The sequence below is a fragment of the Peribacillus sp. SIMBA_075 genome (assembly GCF_046534585.1).
Genome location: NZ_JAWRYN010000321.1, coordinates 1 through 315 on the forward strand (window position 1 = coordinate 1; position 315 = coordinate 315).

The 315-nt window shown below is 36.5% G+C and carries 1 protein-coding gene; it reads right to left on the minus strand.

The window, feature by feature from the left end; all coding sequences use genetic code 11:
* Positions 1 to 88: 88 nt before the first annotated feature.
* On the minus strand, positions 89 to 315 hold a 227-nt coding region (locus tag SB775_RS28410; protein WP_410864520.1), incomplete at its 5' end, for a protein rep.

A 315-nucleotide genomic window follows, 5' to 3' on the forward strand; every position in this document is an offset into this window, starting at 1 on the left:
TCTACATATGAAAATTAAGGTAATTTTAAAGGAAATAGATGGTGAAATTAAATATTACTTTAACAAATTACAATACTGACATTCATTACTAATAGGTTATATAATTTTTAATGCCAACATGCCAATGAGCCATGACTTCAAACGTATCGTTCGCTATCTCGTCTTCTTCTTCGTCAATGCGAACAAGATCACCGTCCTCGGCATCCGTCAAATTCAGTTCCTTATGAATCTCTTTCAAGATCCCGCCGTAGCCGATCAACCGCCTAGCATTGAGTGCATCATCCAAATAATAAACCGTATCCAAATTTTCCTCGG